The 22,364-nt window shown below is 43.0% G+C and carries 19 protein-coding genes and 1 pseudogene; 10 read left to right on the top strand and 10 right to left on the bottom strand.

Going from position 1 to position 22,364, the window contains the following annotated elements; all coding sequences use genetic code 11:
- Nucleotide 1 precedes the first annotated feature (1 nt).
- Both D5I41_RS02585 and D5I41_RS02590 read left to right on the top strand, forming a co-directional pair.
- A complete protein-coding gene (locus D5I41_RS02585; protein ID WP_147094859.1) occupies nucleotides 2-370 on the top strand; it encodes a hypothetical protein in 369 nt (122 codons plus the stop codon).
- A 15-nt stretch (nucleotides 371-385) separates the two neighbouring features.
- Nucleotides 386-826 carry a hypothetical protein gene (locus tag D5I41_RS02590; protein WP_119008360.1) on the top strand — a complete coding sequence of 147 codons (441 nt, stop codon included), beginning with the start codon at nucleotides 386-388 and terminating at the stop codon, nucleotides 824-826.
- Nucleotides 827-1,444: 618 nt separating this feature from the next.
- Here the strand turns inward: D5I41_RS02590 and D5I41_RS02595 are convergent.
- From D5I41_RS02595 to D5I41_RS02615, 4 genes and pseudogenes are all read right to left on the bottom strand, one after another.
- A complete protein-coding gene (locus D5I41_RS02595) occupies nucleotides 1,445-1,966 on the bottom strand; it encodes a hypothetical protein (RefSeq protein WP_119008361.1) in 522 nt (173 codons plus the stop codon).
- A 46-nt stretch (nucleotides 1,967-2,012) separates the two neighbouring features.
- A complete protein-coding gene (locus D5I41_RS02600) occupies nucleotides 2,013-3,176 on the bottom strand; it encodes a BamA/TamA family outer membrane protein (RefSeq protein ID WP_119008362.1) in 1,164 nt (387 codons plus the stop codon).
- Nucleotides 3,177-3,504: 328 nt separating this feature from the next.
- Nucleotides 3,505-4,025 (bottom strand): annotated as a pseudogene (locus D5I41_RS02610) (DUF3087 family protein).
- 257 nt (nucleotides 4,026-4,282) lie between these two features.
- Complete coding sequence (locus D5I41_RS02615) at nucleotides 4,283-5,356, bottom strand: linear amide C-N hydrolase (RefSeq protein ID WP_119008364.1); 1,074 nt, start codon at nucleotides 5,354-5,356, stop codon at nucleotides 4,283-4,285.
- Nucleotides 5,357-5,485: 129 nt separating this feature from the next.
- On the opposite strand from D5I41_RS02615, the gene D5I41_RS02620 reads away from it, so the two are divergent.
- The gene (locus tag D5I41_RS02620) at nucleotides 5,486-6,361 is read left to right on the top strand and encodes a LysR family transcriptional regulator (RefSeq protein WP_119008365.1); all 876 of its coding nucleotides are present in this window, start codon (nucleotides 5,486-5,488) and stop codon (nucleotides 6,359-6,361) included.
- A 145-nt stretch (nucleotides 6,362-6,506) separates the two neighbouring features.
- On the opposite strand, the gene D5I41_RS02625 is transcribed toward D5I41_RS02620, so the two are convergent.
- The gene (locus D5I41_RS02625; protein WP_119008366.1) at nucleotides 6,507-8,864 is read right to left on the bottom strand and encodes a GH36-type glycosyl hydrolase domain-containing protein; all 2,358 of its coding nucleotides are present in this window, start codon (nucleotides 8,862-8,864) and stop codon (nucleotides 6,507-6,509) included.
- Nucleotides 8,865-8,888: 24 nt separating this feature from the next.
- Nucleotides 8,889-10,508 (bottom strand): MFS transporter, encoded by a 1,620-nt coding sequence (locus tag D5I41_RS02630; RefSeq protein WP_119008367.1) that lies wholly within the window; start codon nucleotides 10,506-10,508, stop codon nucleotides 8,889-8,891.
- Nucleotides 10,509-10,646: 138 nt separating this feature from the next.
- On the opposite strand from D5I41_RS02630, the gene D5I41_RS21370 reads away from it, so the two are divergent.
- Both D5I41_RS21370 and D5I41_RS02640 read left to right on the top strand, forming a co-directional pair.
- Complete coding sequence (locus tag D5I41_RS21370) at nucleotides 10,647-11,468, top strand: helix-turn-helix transcriptional regulator (protein ID WP_162892777.1); 822 nt, start codon at nucleotides 10,647-10,649, stop codon at nucleotides 11,466-11,468.
- A 117-nt stretch (nucleotides 11,469-11,585) separates the two neighbouring features.
- Nucleotides 11,586-12,038, top strand: coding sequence for an exoribonuclease R (locus tag D5I41_RS02640; RefSeq protein WP_119008369.1), 453 nt, complete (start codon nucleotides 11,586-11,588; stop codon nucleotides 12,036-12,038).
- Nucleotides 12,039-12,113: 75 nt separating this feature from the next.
- Here D5I41_RS02640 and D5I41_RS02645 read toward each other — a convergent pair whose 3' ends face one another.
- On the bottom strand, nucleotides 12,114-12,866 hold the full coding sequence (locus tag D5I41_RS02645) for a hypothetical protein (RefSeq protein ID WP_119008370.1): 753 nt from the start codon (nucleotides 12,864-12,866) through the stop codon (nucleotides 12,114-12,116).
- A 279-nt stretch (nucleotides 12,867-13,145) separates the two neighbouring features.
- Here D5I41_RS02645 and D5I41_RS02650 point away from each other — a divergent pair, with 279 nt between their 5' ends.
- Nucleotides 13,146-13,949, top strand: coding sequence for a MetQ/NlpA family ABC transporter substrate-binding protein (locus D5I41_RS02650; protein ID WP_119008371.1), 804 nt, complete (start codon nucleotides 13,146-13,148; stop codon nucleotides 13,947-13,949).
- Between the two features lie 168 nt (nucleotides 13,950-14,117).
- Here the strand turns inward: D5I41_RS02650 and D5I41_RS02655 are convergent, their stop codons facing one another.
- Complete coding sequence (locus D5I41_RS02655) at nucleotides 14,118-14,333, bottom strand: hypothetical protein (protein WP_119008372.1); 216 nt, start codon at nucleotides 14,331-14,333, stop codon at nucleotides 14,118-14,120.
- A gap of 647 nt (nucleotides 14,334-14,980) precedes the next feature.
- On the opposite strand from D5I41_RS02655, the gene mtnN reads away from it, so the two are divergent.
- Together mtnN and D5I41_RS02665 are read left to right on the top strand one after the other, a co-directional pair.
- On the top strand, nucleotides 14,981-15,766 hold the full coding sequence (gene mtnN, locus D5I41_RS02660) for a 5'-methylthioadenosine/S-adenosylhomocysteine nucleosidase (protein ID WP_119008373.1): 786 nt from the start codon (nucleotides 14,981-14,983) through the stop codon (nucleotides 15,764-15,766).
- Between the two features lie 42 nt (nucleotides 15,767-15,808).
- Nucleotides 15,809-17,077, top strand: a complete 1,269-nt coding sequence (locus tag D5I41_RS02665; protein WP_119008374.1) for a NupC/NupG family nucleoside CNT transporter — start codon at nucleotides 15,809-15,811, stop codon at nucleotides 17,075-17,077.
- Between the two features lie 261 nt (nucleotides 17,078-17,338).
- Here the strand turns inward: D5I41_RS02665 and D5I41_RS02670 are convergent, their stop codons facing one another.
- Both D5I41_RS02670 and D5I41_RS02675 read right to left on the bottom strand, forming a co-directional pair.
- Nucleotides 17,339-18,886, bottom strand: a complete 1,548-nt coding sequence (locus D5I41_RS02670; RefSeq protein WP_119008375.1) for an alpha-glucoside-specific PTS transporter subunit IIBC — start codon at nucleotides 18,884-18,886, stop codon at nucleotides 17,339-17,341.
- Nucleotides 18,887-18,942: 56 nt separating this feature from the next.
- On the bottom strand, nucleotides 18,943-20,271 hold the full coding sequence (locus D5I41_RS02675; protein WP_119008376.1) for a 6-phospho-alpha-glucosidase: 1,329 nt from the start codon (nucleotides 20,269-20,271) through the stop codon (nucleotides 18,943-18,945).
- A gap of 183 nt (nucleotides 20,272-20,454) precedes the next feature.
- Here D5I41_RS02675 and D5I41_RS02680 point away from each other — a divergent pair, with 183 nt between their 5' ends.
- Both D5I41_RS02680 and D5I41_RS02685 read left to right on the top strand, forming a co-directional pair.
- A complete protein-coding gene (locus D5I41_RS02680) occupies nucleotides 20,455-21,162 on the top strand; it encodes a GntR family transcriptional regulator (RefSeq protein WP_119008377.1) in 708 nt (235 codons plus the stop codon).
- A 613-nt stretch (nucleotides 21,163-21,775) separates the two neighbouring features.
- On the top strand, nucleotides 21,776-22,219 hold the full coding sequence (locus tag D5I41_RS02685; protein WP_119008378.1) for a hypothetical protein: 444 nt from the start codon (nucleotides 21,776-21,778) through the stop codon (nucleotides 22,217-22,219).
- Nucleotides 22,220-22,364 lie beyond the last annotated feature (145 nt).

Genomic DNA, 22,364 nt, shown 5'->3' on the forward strand with positions numbered 1-22,364 from the left:
AATGAAATTGAAGTCGGTCATCTCATGTGTGCTTGCTGCTGCAACGCTAGTCGGGTGCACCACTACAGCTGAATTTATCAATGATAACCAACCCTCAGCTGCGCTTGCCGCGCAAAATAGAGGCAGATTTGAACTCAGTTGTAGTGAGGTATCTACCACGCTTCTCAACAGTAAAACCATTGATCTCTATACGAGACAAATACCGGAATACCAGTTTGGTGTATCTGGATGCGATAAAAAAGAAATCTACACAGTCACCTGCAATCCAGATAGTGGATGTATGGCCTACCACAATAAAGACCAAGTTCTCGACGAAGTCGATGATAGCGGGGTCCCTGCTATCTCATACGTCAATGAAAGCATTAACTAAATAGAGAGAAAAACCATGAAAAATAGCAAACTCACTTTAACCACTGTAGCACTATTGTCTTCACTAGCATTGTCTCAAGGTGTCATGGCGAAGAATATTACCAATGACCAAAATTTCGCAGACCAAATGTCTCAAGTAGAGCAAGTATTTCAATCTGGCGATGTATTTATTGCATCCGATTCTGCTTCTAGTTTTAGTAAAACGGATGTTGCGTTGGATATTCAGACAGAACTAAAGGATATTTATGTGACCAAGCAAGAAGCACAAGACCTTGGGCTCACTGAAGCAAAATCGTTTAATGTTTATAGTGCAATAAGCTCCGACAAAGTAAGTGCGACTATCTCAAAAATGGTACGTAAAGATGCACCTGAATTTTTCACCGTAGACCTATATTCAAATCAAATGGGTCAATCGGACATGGTTGAATACGTCGCTAAGGTAACCGAATACAATTAAGCAAGACTAGCAGAGAAAGGAGGCACCTAGCCTCCTTCTTTTTGAAATCAGCACAAAGTTGACCACACTTACTTCATCTATCCGTATCTTGCCTCCCTAAACTACACCGCGTTTTTCCGCTTCTGGCAAACTCCAATGGTTCACCTAACCATGCACTCCGAAAGCTACCTTGTTTGGCCAAATCACTGAAGAAACAGAGTGATACAGAGTTCCAAAATACAAAGCCTTCATTGAGTTATGCGGGTACTGATTGACCTCTCAATGCCCTTTACTTCTCACCCATGACCAAAATCCCGATCACCAGCCTAGTTTGTGACATCTCATCCAATAAGATAAGTGTTCTTTCTAATCGTTAAACAGAATAAAGTCGGTGTGGTTTACGACTGGGTATCAAGAATTGCACCGCTCGATAAAGCCCTACAATCTAGGACTTATGCATCGAAATAGAGTGGTTATATAGAAATACTTTTTGTTTGTGGCACAGTCTCATCGAGAGGTTATCCACGACTGTCGTAGTTTGAAGTGCATTTGGCCTACAACCTCATGATAGTCATGGGCTGTACGCTGGGTGATTAGAGGTAGTATTCCACCTCCCCTATAGTTCTGGGTTGTTCAGAATCACACGGTTTCGGAACCGACTTCAGCGTGATATAGAATGGTCTCCAACGCCTCGATTGTTTCTCTGTCCAATACCGCAGCATCGGTAAATATCTTGCATGCCGCTATTTTTGATTCACTCAAAGCCTGCTCTGCATACTTTGGATACTCAACCAGTGCAGATACCCATAAATCATCCATAATATTGATTAATACATCGCTAAGATCCTGTTTTTTTTCGTCCTCTAGCAAGTCTTTTGCTAGTAGCAAAGTAAGGTCAGTATTTTTCTTAATTAACTCATCAATGACTTCTTTATCATCTAAATATTGGCAATCCTTGGATACTCGTTTCTTCAATACCTGCAGAAATTGAATCAGCGCTGACTTCTGCTTGAGTGATTGCAACTTATAGTCACTAATGGTTCGAGCCGAGATATCTTGCATCTCGTTTCCACAACATATTGGATTGCCTTCACTCGTAGCGCTTGTTGTCTTTTTATTGCCACAGACTGTGCATTCAAATAAATCTTGTTGTTCATTCATTATAAATTCCGCTCTGAATTAATGTTTCTAGATTGACGTTATGCAATCACATTCCTGTTCCGACTTGAAAATACAACGCATTGTCCTCTTCACTTTTAGCGATATCGATACCTACATGCATTCCATAGCGGCGTGCGATCAAGTATCGAAACCCCATGCCATAGGCATAATGATTGTCGTCAGAGAACAACTCACTAGTTTCCTCAACTGCTGACCCCAAGCCGCCAAAGACTGAGGCGGACCAGCGGTTAGTAATGTTATAAGTCAGCTGAGATTCTATCGATGCTGTGGCACTTCCTTGATAACGGTTTCTGGCTATTCCTCGTAACTGAATATCAGGATAGGCGGGAGGGGGTAACAATCGCTCATCGGTCGATAAATAGTTGTACTTACCCTGCAACGCAATGTTCCATGTCTCATTCAGACTAAAATAGTGCACCCCTTGGGCGCTCAGGGTTTGGAAGTCGTAATCACTTCCAATACTGTCATCAAACACCATATATTCCGCTTTGTAATCACCGCCCGAAGTGGGATACAAAAACTGATTACGAGTATCAACTTCCGCAACCAAGCCTAAACCAGAAACGACCGGGCTCATATTGACCCATTTTTGTAGTGCATCATCGACATGAGAACTATCAACAACCGCTAGATCTGGTGCGACAAACTTTTGTGCAAAACCAAGAAAGAGAGGTGTATCCGCCACACGGAACTTAAGCTTCTGAATGGCTCCGATTCCTTGCATGCTCATCTCAAACCCTGATGATTCGAGTTGTTCGAACGGCGAGTAGAAATTCATATGAATGTCTCCATAACCTATTCCGCCGAGGTATCGAATACTGTCTTTTTTCCAAGTATGCCTATGCCCTATAAAAGCCGCCCAAGAGCCATTCTCAGTCCCAAACGCGCCTGCAACGGTAATCGCAGGTGTCAATAACTGCGCACCACCATCCAGAGATTGCATAGCTAATTGTTTGCGTTTTTTCTTTTGTGCATCGGATTCATGGAGAAAAACCCCCATCATGCCACCGCCATAGCCCAGTGCTGGCTCTGTAATAAGAATAGGGACAGGTAAAAATCCATAAGCGTTTTCTGCCAAGTAATCCCCCATATCAAAGTGGTTATCAACGGGATCTGTGTATGTCGTTGCTAGGGCATGACTACAAGATGAGGCTAATAACATCGCTATAATGGGGTTTAATAATTTCATCGCTTTACCGTGGATCTATAAGGTGTTCTCAGAGCACTAGAGATACCTACGGCATGTCTTATGAAAATTAACAAAAGGCCATAAAACTATTGAGTTTTAGAGTGAGCCTAATGATAAAAAGGCGTGATTACGTAGGATTCCCTAGGCACTGGTTTAATAGGAAAATATTAAAGCTTTACTCAGAATCAATCGATAAAGCGCTCCTTAGAAGTGGATTAAGTGAGAGTAAATCGATTGCTTGGTTTGGGAGGTTTGTTGCTAAAGCTGACGGTATAAATTGCATTTCATACCTAAAAAATAGACGCGAAATACAAGTGAATACTGAGGGTTAGTACACAGCGGGTAGTTTTGGCAAATGATGATTTGTTTCTACGGCTAAATTAGACAATACGATTCGATACTCAGCAATCCAGTCATCAAGTTGGCTCTGAGGGACATTTAGGTTGCTCATCACGATGGTATTATCGTCTAACTGCCACAACTGACGAGAACCTTGATAGCTGAACTGTAGTGCTAGCATGGCATCCTTGTTTCCTTGCTCAGCAGCGATAAGCAACTTCCTGTTTTTCCTATAGATCAAGTTCAGCTGATGCTCAAGATCCCAAACATAGACAACTTCAAACATTTTAGGGTGCTTTTTCAACTTAACTAATGTCATGCCCAACGCGATTGCACTGACAACCACACCAAGCAAGTTCCAATGAAAATGAGAACCCGATTCTGAAGGAAAGATGTGAATCAGCACCTGAGATATAGATAAACTAAAAACCGCTAGGCTTGCGATGCACGCACAATCACTTGATTTAGTCGTGAACGGTATCGCTTTTTATCTATCTCTTTTAATTGCATTTTTGTACCAAAGTCTCTACATAATTGAGCAATAGCAACCGCTATCAATGAGAAAAAATTATACATGGTTCATGGTTTTCATTAACAAATATTTTTAAGAAATAAGAACCTTATTAGATCAAACGCTTTGTAATCAGAACCGACAATATATAGGCCTTATTATCGATAGTATAATGACCAAAAAGTAATGCCACCCTGTATTGGGTGGCATTGAACAGTACAAAGAACATGGACTTCACAGGGTTCTCATGAAGATATTAGTGAGTACCGCACTCAGTAAACACAGCATTGCTTAGTCCGTCGTTTGCCTGCTGCACTGTATCAGCACACATTGTTTTAGAGAAATTTAGCGTTTCGTTAAAATTATAACCAATCTGAGCACGAGTATCGTAGTTAGTGAACAAGAAGTCGCCGTTGTCGTGGTTATAGGTAAACTGGGTCCAAGTTGCGTATGTTTCACCATTTACAGGGTCAATAAGGTCTTGCGGTACTAAGTTACCGCTGTTGAATGAACTTAGAAATTTACCTCGCGTTTGAGCCCAAGATGCATCTTCTTTAAACGCAACGTGTTGGGTATTAAACAAACCACGAAGGTTACGGTCAGCGGAACTAATTGAGCTTGGGATATCTTTAGCTTTCAAGTCGTTAAGATCGACTTTAGCTACGTATTCTCTATGCTCTTGCTGAAGAGGAGCGTTCGTCATTACGCGCAGGTCACTTGATGTATCGCCACGGTGCACGACCATATTGCCGTCTTCGTTTAGCTGTAAAAGTGCAATATCACCACTTTTATCTTGAATAGAGATATGCAAACCATGTAAAGCACCATGTAGGCCGTCAGCCCATGCAATTTGCCATTCATTATTGTTGAATGCCTCAACCGCTTGTTCGGTTGTAGAATAGGTCTCTGTGATATAACGAATCACATCAAGGAAGCTCACTGCCGGTGCGCCAGTATCTTGGTAATCTTTAATAAACTGTTTTGAGTCATCCATATACAATAAAGATGCAGCTAAGCCTTCAGAGTTAATTGCGTCAGATGCAACACCATGAAATACATCCCACTCCATCTGAGAAATCGCATGGTATTTCGTGGTCCATTTCATTGCATTTTTGTAGCTTGGTGCTTCTGACGAATTCTTCATATCTACTGGGTTAACTTGGGCTACATTGCCTAATTGATCGCCCCAATCTAAAGAACGAACCGTGGAAACACCATGCGGAGTATCTAGCGTAAAGCGAGAACATGCGCTTGCTGTGCCTACAGTTCCTGCTAATGAAGCTGCTGCCAATACCACTGTTGCAATTTTATTCAGTGTGAATGATTTCATAATAGTCTCACTTTAATTTAATAGTTACTCTCTAAGAATGAGTCTATTATTGCTATTAATACCTTATTTAAAAGCCGCTGAGACTAGGTAAATCCCCTCTTAAAGTTGGCCAATCATCAAGGAAACTGTATGTCCGTTTCATTAGATCAGCTTAGGGCTTTTGTCGCTACCGTAGACAACAAAGGAATGGCACAAGCGGCTAGGCAGGTGGGCAAACACGTTTCCACCATACGTGAACAGATCAACACGCTCGAGATCGATACCGGATTAGATCTCTTTGTGAGACAACCACGCTCTCTAGAGGTAACCCCCGAAGGCAAACAGCTTTATAAATCGGCCATTGCGATGCTAAAAGAATCTGCGTTGTTTGATGCCAATGTTGATAGCATTTTGCAAGGCATACCTGGCAAACTAACGATCGCCATTGATAATGGCTTGTTGGACAGCCAAATTGATCAACTTCTTGCACAGATTTTGCAGACCTACCCGCACATTTCCTTAAAGGTGCAAAGCAATGACACTATGCAGATTAAAAGTGCCGTGCTTTCCGGTTTTGTAGATATTGGAGTGATTTTTAATACCGTTTATCTCCATGACGAGTTAGCAATGGAAAAAGCCTATTCATTCGATGTTGTGAGAGTAATACCCAATAACTGGTCACTACCAACAGAAGTGGATATAGACGCATTAAACGATAAACTGCAGCTGAGCCTTTCATTTTTGGACGATATTGGTATGCGTAACGCCGATGTATCAAGCCATAGATACATGCTGTCAAATAGTGGCATTCAAATTCTAAACTTAATTAAGGCAGGTGTAGGCTGGGCTTACTTGCCAAGGTTTACTTGTGAAAAAGCAATACAGAATGGGGAGGTAGAGCTATATCAAGACAGCACAGACAGTGTATCTCAATGGACAACAAACCTTATCTGGCAAAAACAGAAAACACTTAACCCTGCGATAGATTTCTTTTTAAGAGAAATGAAAATGTTCAAGGATCGCTAAAGACTCAAATCGCAAATGTCGAAGGAGTCGTGGATCGCTTTATCGTTTGAGGCACTCCAATATATGAACGAAAAACACCCCTGCTTGTAAAAGCAAGGGCGCTAAACGTATCGACCACCTCAAGCGAAATCAAGCATTCCGAAAGCTAAGCAATCAACACCTCAACTGTGTAGGTTTTTCCTGCCTCAATGTCGTCGAACAGGTTCGATGTTAAGTGTACCCCATCAACGCTCACCTCTGTTTTCATCACATCTGCTCGCTGAATTGTCACCTCAAAGGTCGCTTCGCGGAAATGGCGAACGACGCTGGCTTTATCCCACTCTGCAGGTAATTGAGGCTCGATAGATAAGCCACGCTCACACCCCTTCAGACCAAACAAGCCTTCTACAATACAACGGTAAACCCATGAAACCGTGCCAGTGTTAAATAACTGACTAGAGCGACCTGCAGTTCTTGGGAACTGATGGTACGCACCACGATAGTAGTTAGGTATAAACACCGGAAGTTGACCGCGCTGCATGTAGTCGGTCTCATCTGGACCCGTCAACATCTGGGACATTAGCTTAAACGCACGCTCCGTTTCACCTACTTGGTAGAGGCTAAAGATATAGAAAATCGCGGCGTGGTTATAAACGCTGCCATTTTCCGCAGAGCCTGGATGCTTTTGCGTAACACGCCCTACGTCATCTCGCATGCCAGTAAAGCTTGGGGCTAACATCATGACACCATAAGGCGTTTCTAATTGTTGCTCCACCTGCTTGAGCATCTTCTCTCGCTTTTCCCCATCAGCGGTATTAGCCAAGATTGCCCAGCTTTGAGGGTTAAGAAAAATACGTCCCTCTTGGTCTTTGCTTGTGCCAAACACAACACCATCATCAGTGATTCCGCGAGCATACCAATTACCGTCCCAGATGTGCTTATTGACGGCTTCATTGAGAGCATCTGCGTTGCCTCTAAACTCGCGCGCAAGTTCATTTTCACCTAATTGCAAACAAATATCAGACCAGATATTCAATGCATAAGCCGCCGCCATAGATAACCAACCCGACACACCCTTGCCTTTATAGCCCACCATGTTCATGGGATCACACCAATCTCCCTGTGCGATAAAGCTTAACCCTCGATGGTCTCGCTCATTGAACAACCAACGCATTGCGTTATTGATACGCTCAAATGCCGTCTCGGACTCCGTGCCTTTAAACTGTTGTACCTGCTCTTCGAAGATTTCATAATCGTTGGTTTCATCGAGGTAAGCACGCAAACAGACAGGGAACCAGATACAGTGGTCGGTATGTGGGATCTGGTTGATGTATTTAAGCTCGGCTTCTTCAGTCAGCAAAATGCCATCAGGGATTGCACCTGATTCTTCTTGCTGTGCTAAGGCATGTAAAAACGCGGCCCGTGTTACGTCTGGCTTGATATACACCATGCCCATCGCATCTTGGATGTAATTACGCGTCTGCGGGTCGGTGCTCAAGCGATTAACGTCACCATGATAGAACATCTGTCTTGGAAGCCAGCTGTTTACAAACTCGTTTAGCTGGGTATCTGGTGTTTGGATGTCGATACTGCCTTTTCCTTGGGCCACATACGCACTGTATTCTTGTTTGGTGCGCGCAAAATCAGGGTCTGCAAAATAGCGGTCTCGTTTTACTTTTATCTCTTCATCATCAAACGCAGGGCCTAACAAAAAGCGATAGTCTTCTTGTTGTTGCGATTCAAGAACAATCTGATATTGCAATGCGGCAGTCGGCGTCTCATATAAAGCGTCACCATTATCCAAAGTGCTTTGCTGAACGCCTGTAGGATTGTGTAAACCACCCTCACCCTCAAACACTTCTCGTATTGTTTCATACGAGGTTGGCGTTCTATCATGAAGGAAGAAGGTCTTATCCTTGAGGTCTTTGTTCTTAAAGTAGTCCTCTACTTTTTGATAAGGCGTGACACAGCTTGCAACCACACCACCAAGGTCTTGGCGATATTGTGCCGATTGATTCATCCAGCTCATATAACCGATGGGGAAGTATGGATAAACACTGATTTTTCTCGCACGTCCCGATAGGTTTTTAACCTTCAGTTGCCAAAGCTCTACCACATCATCCTCAGGCAAGCTAAGGCACAGCTCAACCTCTATCCCTAAATGCTCAATCTGCCATTTAATGTCGGACTGCCCCAGAGAGAAGCAATACTTGTCTTGCGCTTGTCTGACTGGCTCATACGGTGCAGAAAATATCTGCCCAGATTCTTCATCCTTGATATAAAAGAAGCGCCCAGGATGATGAGCAAAATAGGGTTGCTCAGGTTGCATGAAACTCTTTGCTTCAAGATTAGGGGCATGCATGTATTTTGCCGGCTCAGGTTGCATAAATTGTGCAGTTGCATACCCACGACAATTTACCTGAATCATCATCTGTTTGTTCCACAGGAAGCCAGAGGATCTCGGCATCTTGGTTGGACTTAAAAGCTCCACTCTTTCGCCATTTTCTTTAGTGTTTAATAACATCTCAGTCAGCCTTTATTAATTGTTCTAAACCGCAGTGCGCGCTTTTAATTCGATTTGAATGATTTCTATTTTGTTTGCGGTTAGGTCGTAGTAACGCAGTGCACCAATCGCAACGAAGGCAAAGAAAGCCGGCACTATGGTTTGCAGATACACAATGCTAGATAGTGACGCACCATCTTGAATTTCATTGGCTGAATACCCCACAGCGGCTAGCACCCACAACACAGTAGCCGAACCAATTGCACCGCCTAGTTTCTGTGAGAAGGTCGCAGCAGAGAATGTCATGGCAGTTGCGCGGCGACCTGTCTTCCATTCATTGAAGTCAGCGGCGTCTGCGTACATAGACCAGGTAATTGGAGACTTTGGCCCTAACGCTAGGCTTATTAGAATGTTAAGAATAAACATGGTGATGATTTCTATAGGTAGGTCTGAGCTGTCAATCATTTCACCATTGGCTAAGGTCTTTTGAATACTAATCACCGTGCCACGCGATTCATTGAGATCGAGTTGCTCTGTGCCCTGTGCAACCACAACCTTTTCATTGAATATCCAGAAGGTTTTGTGATGTTCAATCCACTCGATGTGCTCGCCTTGTAGAGTCGATTCGCCCAATACCTCTGAGGCTGTTAAGGTAATCGCGTCATCTGATGCGACCGTCACCACCCCCATAGCGGCTGGCTTAGGAACGAATGCAAACGCGACACTCAATGAACCTACGATCGCCATCAATATCATTAGTAGCTTGGCTTTATCCGCTATCTTGCGTGTGAGATAAGGCGTTGCCAGACAACCCACCGCATAGGCCGCCATTTGTAATCCTATGTATGAACCCATTAGCTCGGGACGCTCAACGAAGTACTTAAAGTAATAAGTTGCTGAGCTACCGCGAAATACAATGGTCATCATGATGATCATCGCAAGAGCGAACAAAATCAGCCAAGGCTTGTTGTTCATCAGGTCTTTGATATCCGCAATAGGATTGGTTTTCTGCCCAACAGGCGGAACCACGCGCTCTTTGGTGGTGTAGAAAGTGATAAAGAAGCACACAGTGGCAACACTCGCATACAGAGCCATTGTTAACTGCCAGCCTCTAGCATCATCGCCATTACCAAAATAAGCTGCTAATTCTGGTGTAAACGCGCCTACCAAAATGCCGGTTGCGTAGGCAAAGAAAAAGCGCAGTCCAAACAGGGAGTTTCTTTCTTCTGTATCGGCTGTTATTACACCCGCTAGCGAAGAGTAAGGAGTACTTAGTATGGTGTAACACAGCATCATCAATGAGTAGGTGCCATAGGCCCAAAGAAGCTTTCCACCCTCTCCCAGATCAGGTGTGCTCATGGTCAGTACCGCGGCACCCGCCATCGGTATAGCACCAAGCATAAGATAGGGTCTGAATTTGCCCCAACGAGAATGGGTTCGGTCAGCGATGGCTCCCATCAATGGATCAGAGATGGAATCGACAATTCGGGTCACCAAAAACATGGTTCCTGCTGCCGCTGCCGACAAACCGAAAATATCAGTGTAGAAGTAAGATAAGTAGGATCCTATGATGATCCAGTAGAAGTTGAAGCCAGAGTCACCTATGGCATAACCTAACTTTTCACGTAAGCTGAGCTTGGCTGTTCTATCTAAAGAGTTCGACATTAATTGTGCCCTATTTTTATTATTTTCCGTTATGACCGTATACACGGCTTGTTTGACACTTTAATGTATTCAACACTTCGTTCTATGGCACAATCTCTCTTGAGCATGTCAAAAACTATCAAGCGGACAATTACGTCGATGATGTCAAATAAATTCAAATTGGGTAAAAACTCGAAAGAGCTGTTTATTTCTCAAGACAATGCACCGCTTTTCGCCAGCCAGCAGATAAGGATGGCGGGAGTGACCAATGTGTGTGATGAATACCTTTGCGCTAGGAAAAACCCTGATCATCACACCCTGCTGTTTACCCTTTCCGGCAACGCAACTGTGGAAAGCGAAGGACAGACAATAAATCTAACCGCGTCTAGCATGGTACTGCTCAAACACGATGTTGACTTTGTGTACTACAAAACGGACAGTCACTGGGACTTTGTATGGTTTATTCTTGAGCCAACCTCAAACTGGGCCGGAATGAACTCACTTCCTCTCTCTTTAGGTAAGGGACACTACAACGATAATCTAAAGCACATGCTGCACTTGCTGACATTGGATGTCCCTTTTGAAACCCGAAAGATACTCAATCAAGACATTCATCGCTACATTCAAAAATCCATTGTTCAGTTTGATGCGCCTAATATTGAAGGCCAGCTTGAGCGCCTGTTTCTAGAGGTAGATCAGCAGTTGCACTTTCCTTGGACGACCCAAGTTCTCGCCAAAAAGTTGCATGTTTCAGAGCCCACCTTGCATCGCCTTTGCAACAACATCTATCAGCAAAGTCCCAAACAAAAGGTGATACAACTCAGGATAAAACGCGCTCAATTCTTACTCCTCAGCACACACTGGCCCCTAGCGGTTATTGCCGAGCAGGTGGGATATAAAGACGGGTTTGGTTTATCTAAAATGTGTAAAAAGGTACTGGGTGTTAGCCCTGAGAGCCTAAGAAGCATGGCGGAGAAATAATCTTTGTCGCTGATGGAATCTGCTCCATGCTAGGTGCCTACCTGCTATAAACACTGGTAAATTTAGTCATAAGGCTTAGAATGCGGGTAAATTTAATAGCTACCTAGAGCGATTCTTATGCTTCGTGATTATACCTTTGATTGCCTTGTCACCATGCCGCGCCATGAACTTGAAGAGTTCGGTGCTCGAATGATCAGTAAAATGGTACCTGAAGACGTAATGAGCGAGCTTTTCACCTTTGATCATGAAGAGGTTGATAGTGAAGAGCGCATGATGTCGGCACGCCTAGATGCCACTCTTCGCATGACAGCCATTGCGCTTAGTGAGGTTCAGCAAGCCTTTGATGACTCAGAGAACGCCAAACAAAACAGTGTACGAATGACGCGCTTAGTACTTTGGCATTTCTATGCGATTTCATTCAACCTAGAAGAAGCCATCACCCTAGAAACTCACTGTGAGCAGGTAGAAAAGATTCTGCTTAACCCGCCTCAAGAAGCCTTCGGCTGGGTAAAAACGCTCACCGAACTGTTGCACACCTACGCAAGTATTAACGCAGAACAAAACCCTTAATTTGAGGTTAGACTCTGTATCCAAAGAAACAGGCTCCAATAATGATGTTGGAGCCTGCCCATTTATGCCGTTGCTTTAAGCATCAACTGGTTTTAACGCCCAAAACATCATGGTGGTCACGCTAGGTATCGCAAGATGTGCGAAATCAAATTGATCGTATAGATACGTAGGTGGGATATCTTTGGCAAGGTTGGTTTGACCATCAATAAAGATGATCTGGTCTTGCTGTTTCTCAGCATAGATATAGTGGCTGTTGTCGCGAATAAGATCTTCTTCTAAGCCTATTGCAACAACAAAACGAGTCCCATTTGGGTATTCGTTCATTTCATGCCAAGACAGAGACTCCTGCACCTTGGTTTGATCCAGCGCTCTCCATTGACTGCCTAGCGGTGTCGCAAGTTCAAATGGCATATCTTCCGTCTTAACAGACAAATAGTTGGAAATACCTACTAACTGCTTTTCTACCGTAGGAGCATACTGACCCCAAAAGTGATCCCCAGTATTTGGCATAATATCTTCAGCTTCATCTGAAACCGAAGCGGTTGTTTGACGCGTCGCAAGCCCAGTCGCGTTCAATGAGCAGTTCGATAACATGCGACTCTCATTATTAGTCAAGAGTGCAACGTTGATAATTTCACCAACCTCACTAGTAATTTGATTCGCCACCGGCTTTAAGCCCTGATTCTGTGCAACAAACGCACCATTTTGGGTCGCTACCGCATTCTTAATCCCCACAATTCGCTCATCATCTATATCACTAGAAGTAAGAGCGTATGCGCTTGGCGCTAATAAACAAACTGCCATAGCAATGGACTTCACTTTAAACATATTCATCTCCTGTATATATCACACAGGGAGATGCAGAAGGTGGGCCAATGTTCGCCATACTAACCATAGTAAATGTAAGAGAGTGTTATCGGCGCCGATACACATCTTCAGCATTTGGCTAGCTTAGTTGAATCTCATAAGATCTGGAGCGTATGGAAATCGAACAACTCTTCATTTACCTAGCGCGTTTTCTGAAATGTTTGTTGACCCAAGGAGATGAAAGGATATTATGGATGTCTAGACATCTACTTTGTCTTTTCTACATTAAATGGAATTATTATGAAGATCACGAAAAGAATCACAGCATCGCTGTTGGCATCAGCACTCGCATTTGGCTTAACAGGATGTGGGGACAACGATGAGTCCGTTATTAAGATTGGTGCAACAGTTGGTCCACACGCCCAAGTTGTTGAAGCGGTTGCGAAAGAAGCTGAAAAACAAGGTCTCCATATTGAGGTGGTTGAATTCTCTGACTATATCACCCCTAATGCAGCCTTAGCTGATGGAAGCATCGACTTAAACAGCTATCAGCATCAGCCTTTCTTGGACAACTACAACGACAACCATAGTAGTGGACTGGTTTCTATTGGTCGCTCTATCTTAATGCGTATGGGCGTTTACTCGAACAAATACGACACGCTTGACTCCATTCCAGAGAACGCTCGAATCGCAATTCCTAACGACCCAACCAATGGCGGTCGAGGACTACTACTACTTCAAGAAGCAGGCTTGATCACACTAAAAGAAGATGCAGGCTACAGTGCTACCTTAGGTGACATCGAGACTAATCCAAAAAATATTCAGTTGGTAGAGGTGGACGCAGCTCAACTGCCACGCACATTAGACGATGTAGATGCAGCAGCAATTACCATGAACTACGTGATGTCTTCGGGCCTAGACCCTAAAGAACAAGGCATCTACCTAGAGTCAAAAGATGCACCTTTAGCAGTAATGGTCGTTGCTTCGAGAAACGCAGAGAAAGACAAAGAGGTTTTTGAACAAATCATGTCTATCTATCATTCGAAGGAAATCAGCAATTTCTTGGATACCACCTTTAAGGGCACTATCGAAGCGGCTAATTGATCGAACCCAGCATAAATAAAAAAGTGATGCACTTTTCAGTTTGCTTCAGAGAGCGGTAAAAAGAAGGCCTAGTAATAAACTGCGGACTAGGCCTTCAAAAAAATGCTTCTTAACTTACATGTATTACCTCAGTAGAGGTGAAGTAACGGATCTAGCTAACCGCGCTTATCAATCACCGTGTTCAAAGTAATCTATCGTCGCGTCTAGGCGGGCTTCTTCAGCCAGCATCTTACACTGCTCCGCATCAACACTACTCAAAGCTGATGCTAGCTCGATAACACGCTCATGGTCGTTAACCGCCTGAGCCTTACCCAGTTCAATACATGCTTCGGTACTGGCAAACGCCGATGCAGAGAAGAGTGACAAAATCAGTAACTTTTTCATAATTGCCTCACTGGTCCATTGTCCACAGATGACAAACAGATAAGACCCGCTTTGGCTCAAATTTATTTCGTTTTAGAAAAACTAGTAGACAAAGCGCACTCACTACTACCCCACATATACACCTGTATATCGCTTTCATCATTACTAAAGCAACTGTCGATGCTTCTGTTAGATCCTAAATACTACAACGCTTAATTGAGATATCGAGAACGCTGTAGAAAATTTGTTCAAACCCAAAAGCGTCAACTTTATGGAGTCCCTACAGTTCGCGAGGCTTTTTTGTACTTCACATTTAAAATCAAAAAGCAGTATGGAGAAACTTATTCTAGATTGCTTTTAGCTAACTTTTCGCACTGTTGATTGTTGATAATTATCACTAAAAACCAAGTCAGCCTCGAATAAACCTGAGTTACATCCAGTTACTTTTACTTAAAATCAGGGATGCTTTGGTTGCTGTGTGTACTACTAAATTTTCTGGGTATTTATGTCTATGAATATCCTGAATGTTTTTCGATGATAAGAGCCCAGAACCACCAGCTTGAACTGAACATGAGTAAGTTTAGGCTATGATGCGGCAATATAAGCGCATTGAAGCAAACGATTGCAACTGGTAGACTCCGCGCTCTTTTTCATTGAACAGTTTACCTATGCAAAATAATCAAGTGTTAACACATCTAAAGGGCCAGCCTATTCTTGTGCAAGGGGCCATGGATGTTGAGACCGAAACCCTCATTGCCTCACTGGATAACCCAACTAAAACCACTATCGCTTCATGGACGTTTTGGCAAGGTGAATACTTAAACTACCCTGTTATTGTGTCTCGCACAGAGATTGGACTTGCGAATGCTGCCGCGTCAACGACATTAGCAATAGAGCGCTTCAAACCAGCCTGCATTATTAACCAAGGTACCGCTGGAGGCCACGACCCAGAACTTTATCGCGGCGATATTGTTATTGGTGAAAGTAGCTTTAACATGGCGGCGCTTAAGTCACAGTTCACTGAAAAAGGAAAGGGAATGCATCCTCAAACGTGGGAACGCCTTGGGTATCCAATGCACCTTAGAGAGGATGACAAAGTCGTTGAACATGAACAGTTTTTTGCTAACCCTGAACTGGTAAAACTTGCACTAGAGCAAGCGGAGCATTACTCACAAGGCAAGGTGGTTAAGGGCGTTATTGGTACTGCTGATGAGTGGAACCGCGAGTTGGATAGAATCAACTGGTACCACGAGACATTGGGTACATCAGTAGAAGAGATGGAAACATCCGCGGCCGCCCTAGTCGCACACGCTTATCAGGTTCCTTTCTTGGGCATTCGAGTGCTATCTAATACCGACCAACACGAGCAAGATTTTGAGCCTAGTACCGCTATCGATTGCCAGAACTATACGCTAGGCGTCATTAAAGCACTGATAAAAAACGTGCTTTCTTAATCGAACACACATTTTCCTTTAAAAATTTTTTCGGAACACAGAATGCACATTTTAATTAGTTTTATCGGCATTTTTGCGCTGCTATTTATTGCTTACTTAGTATCAGAAAATCGCAAAGCCATCAATTTCCGTACTGTTGGTTACGCTTTTTTAATCCAGTTTATTCTCGGTGGTTTTGTTCTCTATTCATCATTTGGTCAGGCAGTCATTCTCTCTTTAGCCAATGGTTTTTCAGCCGTTATTGGTTATAGCAATGAGGGAATTAGCTTCCTGTTTGGCGGTCTTGTTAGTGACAAGATGTATGAGCTATTTGGTGGGGGCGGCTTTGTCGTCGCATTCAAAATTCTCCCCGTCATCGTTTTCTTCGCAGCTCTTTCATCCATTCTTTATCACTTGGGCATTATGCAGTTTGTGGTTAAGTGGGTCGGTGGCTTCTTGCAGAAACTGCTTAAAACCAGTAAAGCTGAGTCAATGTCGGCAAGCGCAAACATCTTTCTAGGCGTGACGGAAGCTCCTCTTCTGATCAAGCCTTATATGCCAAAAATGACCCGCTCTGAACTATTCGCTGTAATGTGTGGTGGCTTGGCTTCGATTGCCGGCACCATGCTGGTAAGCTATGCACAGCTTGGGGTGAAGATGGAGTACCTTCTAGCCGCTTCATTTATGGCAGCACCAGGTGGATTGCTATTTGCGAAGCTTCTTATCCCAGAGACAGAAACGTTCAACGATGAAGACCTTAAAGATAGCGAAGAAACCAAAGCCTCAAACATCATCGATGCTGCAACCCAAGGTACACTAAGTGGCCTTTACCTCGCATTCGCTGTTGGCGCAATGCTACTGACCTTTGTCAGTTTGGTGGCCATGTTAAATGGCATGCTAGGTGGTGTTGGTGGTTGGTTTGGTTTTGAAAACCTTAGTCTTGAACTTATCCTTGGTTACATCTTTGCGCCAATAGCATGGCTTATGGGTGTTCCATGGGACGAAGCGATGCTTGCTGGCTCATTCGTGGGACAAAAGATTGTGGTAAACGAGTTCTTCGCATACATCAATCTAGCCCCATACCTGTCTGGCGACGCCATCGTTGCAGCAACTGGCCTGCCAATGACTGAAAAGACGCAGGTAATCATATCGTTCGCACTATGCGGCTTTGCCAATATTGGTACGGTTGCGATCGCTATCGGTGGTATTGGGGGCATGATCCCAGAACGTCGCGAGCAAATTGCCTCTCTAGGTGCCAAAGCTCTGCTAGCAGGTATCATGTCAAACCTAATGGGTGCGACTATCGCCGGTATTTTTATCGGTCTTGCGTAAAGGAAGGGCTGCTTAGATAACATTAAAAAAGGGTAATGGTGCACTCAATGCGCCATTACCCTTTTTAGGATCAGTCAAAATATCTCACAAATCTCTTAACTGATCGGCACTGCTGCATAATGCAGAGCTACTTAGACCCTCAATAGAAACACTCGAGGGTGACGTGAAAGCGCGGCTTTGCCAAAAACCGTCGTCTCCGAGAGCTTTTATCGGAGACCTCTTCAAATGCAGAGGTAGTGCTAAGAGCATAATTATAGGGGGTTATACTTGGATGAGTTGACTCATCTCCTCTCGAACTTGTGGTACCGTAAGTCCAACAATAATCTGGAAGCTTTCTGCATTGCGAACGACATTGACGGCTCCTCGTTGCTGAAAGTATTCCGTAGACTCAACTAGCTCAGGGTTTTTTACTTTTATGCGTAGGCGAGTGGCACAGTTAGTCAATAGTTCAATGTTGTCGCTACCGCCAAGACCTTCAATAAAAGCATTCGCTTGACTGTCTTTGCTCACTGCACCATTTTTTTGTGCAGAGCGATACTCTTCTTTTGATACAAATTTTACTTCTGCATCATCTCGACCCGGAGTCATGATGTTGTATTTCAGTATGATTGCTCTAAAGCTGAAGAAGTAGATAGCGGTGAAAGCCAGGCCAATTATAATTTGAATGGCGTAAGTACCCATGTGATTTGCGCCAAGTGGAAGCCAGTTTTGGAATACAAAATCAATAAGACCCGTTTGGAAGTTTCCTGACACGCCTAACATGAAGGCAAGGGTTGCCATAGTCGCTGACAGCAAAGCATGAAGCACAAATAAACCAGGAGCGATAAATAGGAAGGTAAATTCAATGGGTTCTGTGATACCGGTTAGGATTGCTGTAATAGCCGCGCCTAGTACTAAACCTAGAACCATTTTTTTCTTTTCAGGTTTCGCGGTTGAGTAGAGTGCGAGAGCAATACCAGTACATCCAAATACCTTACCCATACCAGTCAGCATTAGACCGCCTTGAGGGAATTGTTCAGTTAAAGGTGCGCTGCTTTCAGCAAATTGTTGAATGTGTTGAATCCAGTAGGCTACCGTTCCGCCGTCAACAGCTACAGGGCCATAGAAAACGGGTCCATAAACAAAGTGGTGCAAACCCGTTGGAATGAGCAGACGTTCTAGCAAAGTAAATGCCCAAACACCAAATGCGCCAGCATTAACTAAGAATGTTTGAAGGCCATTGATACCGTCTTGAATTGTTGGCCAAATAAAGCAAGTGACAATGGCCAGTGCAACCATAATCGGGAAGCTAATGATCACAACCAGAGGCGTTCCATTGAATACAGACGCCCAATCAGGCAACTTGCGATCAAAATAATTATTGTGAATCCAAACAGATACACCAGCAATGACGATAGCGCCCAAAAGATTCGTATCGAAGGTTAAAATACCGCCGACCTCTGTTAGACCACGTTCCCCAGCAATATAGTTCACACCGAGATCAGCACCCCAAAATTGCAATATACCGCCGATCACATAATTAAATGTGATGTAAGAAACTAACGTTGCCAGTACTGCTCGTCCTGATGCAGATTTTGCTAACGCTATTGGCAAGCCAACAGCAAAAATCAGGGACATGTTTTTGAAAACAGCAAGTGACGCTTGAAGCAAGATTGTTGAAACACTGTGCCAGGTAGAGCCTGGAACTGCCCAAGGGAATAGGTCTTGGTTTAGCAGCATCACAGTTAAGCCGAGTAGCATACCTGCAGCAGGGAAGAGTAGAACAGGCACAAACATAGCTGCACCAAATCTTTGTATTATATCTTTCATAGGGACCTCAAAGTTCACGTTAACTGGCCGTTAAGCCAGTTAATTGATATTTATAATTATTGGAAGAATTGTGGTAGATATTTACTATTTTCTACGAGCAGCTCATCGACGATGGCTTTCGCTTTTGGAACATTAATCACAGTGCGATTTAACGTTAATGCATTGACCAATTTTTGTTTATTTCCTTCATACCATGCATCGACTACTAGCTTTTCGTAACCAAGCTGACTTTCAATCATTCCTTTTTGAAAGGTAGGAATTGCGCCAACAGAAAAAGCTTTAGGACCGTCATTGGTAAGAGCACATGGGACTTCTACCATAGCGTCGTCTTGTAAGTTAGAAATAGTGCCGTTGTTTGGAACAATTACTAAATAGGTGTCACCCATGTTGTAAGCAAGTGATGCAGCAACACGAACCATGTAGCGACCATGGATGTCAGCATGCAATGTTTCATTTGATGTTGTACCAGCTTCAATAATTCTCTGATTCAATTCAAAGACACGCTTTTCACGACCATTAATGACCTGGCGTCCACGAGTATTAGTAAGATCTTCTTTAGACACCATTTTTTCAGGGTATAGGTAATACTGAAGGTAGGTGTTTGGTAAAAACTCAGGGTTATCTTCAAGCATGGTCTTCATGTTTTTGAAGGTAGCTTGCCATGATGGATCATCCGCTATCTCTGGATCAATCGCGCTAATTCCTTGGTTTAGGATAATATTTTTAATCTCGCTGGTTAGATCTTGACCTTGTTTGTTCTTTATTTTCGTGAACCATCCGTAATGATTCAGACCAAAATACTCAGGTACTAGGTCCCAAAATTCACAGCCTAATAGGTTAGCGTAGCTGACCATAATAGCGGCGGGCATATCACAGATGTTTAGGATTCGTTTGTCGTCCGGAAACTCACGGTTTAAGGCTTCAGCAACAATAGCCGCTGGGTTGGTGTAGTTAAGAATCCACGCTTCTGTAGAGTATGAACGAATGTCGTTTACTAGCTCAATCATGTCGCCAATTGATCGAAGACCATAAGCCATTCCTCCAGCGCCACAGGTCTCTTGACCTACACAGCCATGACTCAACGGGATTTGCTCATCACGCTCACGAGCTTCTAAACCGCCAGTACGAATCTGAATAAAGAAGAAATCCGAATCAGAAAATGCAACGGCTTTATCTGTGGTGTAGATAAATTCTTCAACCTCAGGGTAGTGCTCTTTGAATAGGATTTCTGTCGCTTTTGCATTTGACTCTTGACGTTCTGCATCAATGTCATAAAAGACTACACGCTTAAGTGGGAAGGTCTCTTTCTCTGCAATTAGGCTGTTCATCATACCTAGGGTATAGGTACTTCCTGCGCCAACAACGGTTAGATTTTGCTTTTTCATAGTAATGTCTTAATGTCTGTTTCGATGGCCCAAATGTATCTTAAAAGTATTCTTTCTAGCAATACATTTGAGATACTTATGACGGGTATTTTAAGTACGATCACAATAAATACCTTGAAATGTATTTTAAAAGTATCATTGATCACATTTTGCTTTTAATATGCTTGGGAGCGAGGAGATAAGATGAACAAACCGAGATACTTGCAGATAGCAGATACGTTGATAGAGAGAATAAACAGTGGGGAGTTACCCTCTGGTTCAATTTTGCCTACTGAAGGTCAGCTTCAATTAGAGTTTGATGTAAGTAGAGTAACGATTCGTAAAGCAATGCAATTACTAGTGGATAAGGATTTACTGTCTCGTAAACGAGGGAGCGGCACTTATGTTAAACCACCCAAAGCCCATCACAATGCGTTGCAACTCAGCGGCTTTGTAGAAGAAGTTTCAGCGCAGGGCCAAATACCAAGCTCCAAAATAATTACCTTTGAGCTTATTGAATGTAGCGAATTAGTAGCGGATAAACTGAATATTGCCGTAGGTGAAGAGGTTTACTCGATCAGACGTTTACGCCTGATTGATGGTGAACCGGAGGTGTTGGAACATACATTTTTGCCAGTGGTCTTATTTCCTGATTTGAGTATCAAAGCGATGCGTGCATCAAAGTATGACTATATAGAGAAGACTAAAGGATTAAAGATTAAGCTTTCTCGTCAATCAATTCGGCCAGAGGTTTTAGACAAAAAGGGGGCTGATGAATTAAATATTGACGTATCAATCCCTGTTATTCGAGTGGACTCTGTTGGTGAATTGGAAAGCGGAGCGGTATTTGAATATACCGTTCATTATTTCAGAGTGAATCAATACAGTTTTGATTACATTGCCTATCGTTAATTATGATTTAAATCAGTCGCTTGAGATGCCTTTTTATCAGTTCTAGATGTCTTTATCTAGATAAGTAAGGTCACAGCGTTATACACGCAAATTTACCTAGGACATTAAAGTTTATGTGTTTATCTAGGTGAAAAACCTCAATACAGCGACTTCAAAAATAGTTCTTGTGGTCTATCAAAATAATAAAGCCGTTACAGAATTAGCCTAGATCCTACCCCCTATATGAGCACTTTTGTCACTATGAGTGTGTTTGGAAGCAACTTTCATTCGGGTTGTAAGGCTGCGCTTTCATCTAGTTCTGATTATTTTGGAAATAACAGCCCTAGCACCTCTTTTCTATCTGATTACTCGGAATGTGATATCGCCCAAAAAAATGTAACAACAAGTAACTGGGGTAATGCCTTTTTTAATCTCGATCAATAAAGCCATGTATCTAATTTGTATCATTAAACCGTGTCTAGGTGCGCTTATGCCGCACCTTCAAGATTAGATTTAACTAAGGCTCGACACATAACTGTTCTCTCGTTTTGAGATCTAAAGTTGTGCATCGAGCAAAAATCCTTTTTATATCCGCTCTATGATGCACATAGATTAAAACTAAATAAGGCATCACATGAGTAATACCCAATCAATACCATCACAAGCAACACTCTCTATATCTTCTCTAACTATGATTGCGACCTATGCAAGCCTTTATATAGCTCAAATTGCTCTATTTTGGACTGCATTTGAGAAGTTTTCTGGAGCACCTGAATGGTTAACCGAGATGCTAGCTTCTTCTCCATTCGCTCCATTAACTGGTTTTGGTTGGATCATGATTGGAGCTCTAGAGTTGCTAGTGCTCGCTTTTGTTGTGCTTAGCTTGGTAAAGAAAGAGTTTCTTGGTCACAACAATGGGTTATTTTTAAAAGCAGCTATTTCTATAGGTATGGTTGCATTGGCGACTATGGCAATGGGGACTAGCTTTGCCAATGACTTTGCAAGTAAAGCAAGCTTCATTTATTACTTGGGTGCTCAAGTAGTTATGTATTTGATCGCTGATCGCCAATCTCAGTAACGCTTAGTTACTATACTGTAGCTATTTGTACGAATATTAAAATAGCTACAGTGCTCCTGAGGAGCTATTGCACAATGAGCACACTAACTAATCTAAGACGACATCTACTAAGAAACATCTATGGATTAACATTTATTCAGAACGA

This window comes from Vibrio superstes, assembly GCF_003569005.1.
Classification (GTDB): Bacteria; Pseudomonadota; Gammaproteobacteria; order Enterobacterales; family Vibrionaceae; genus Vibrio; species Vibrio superstes.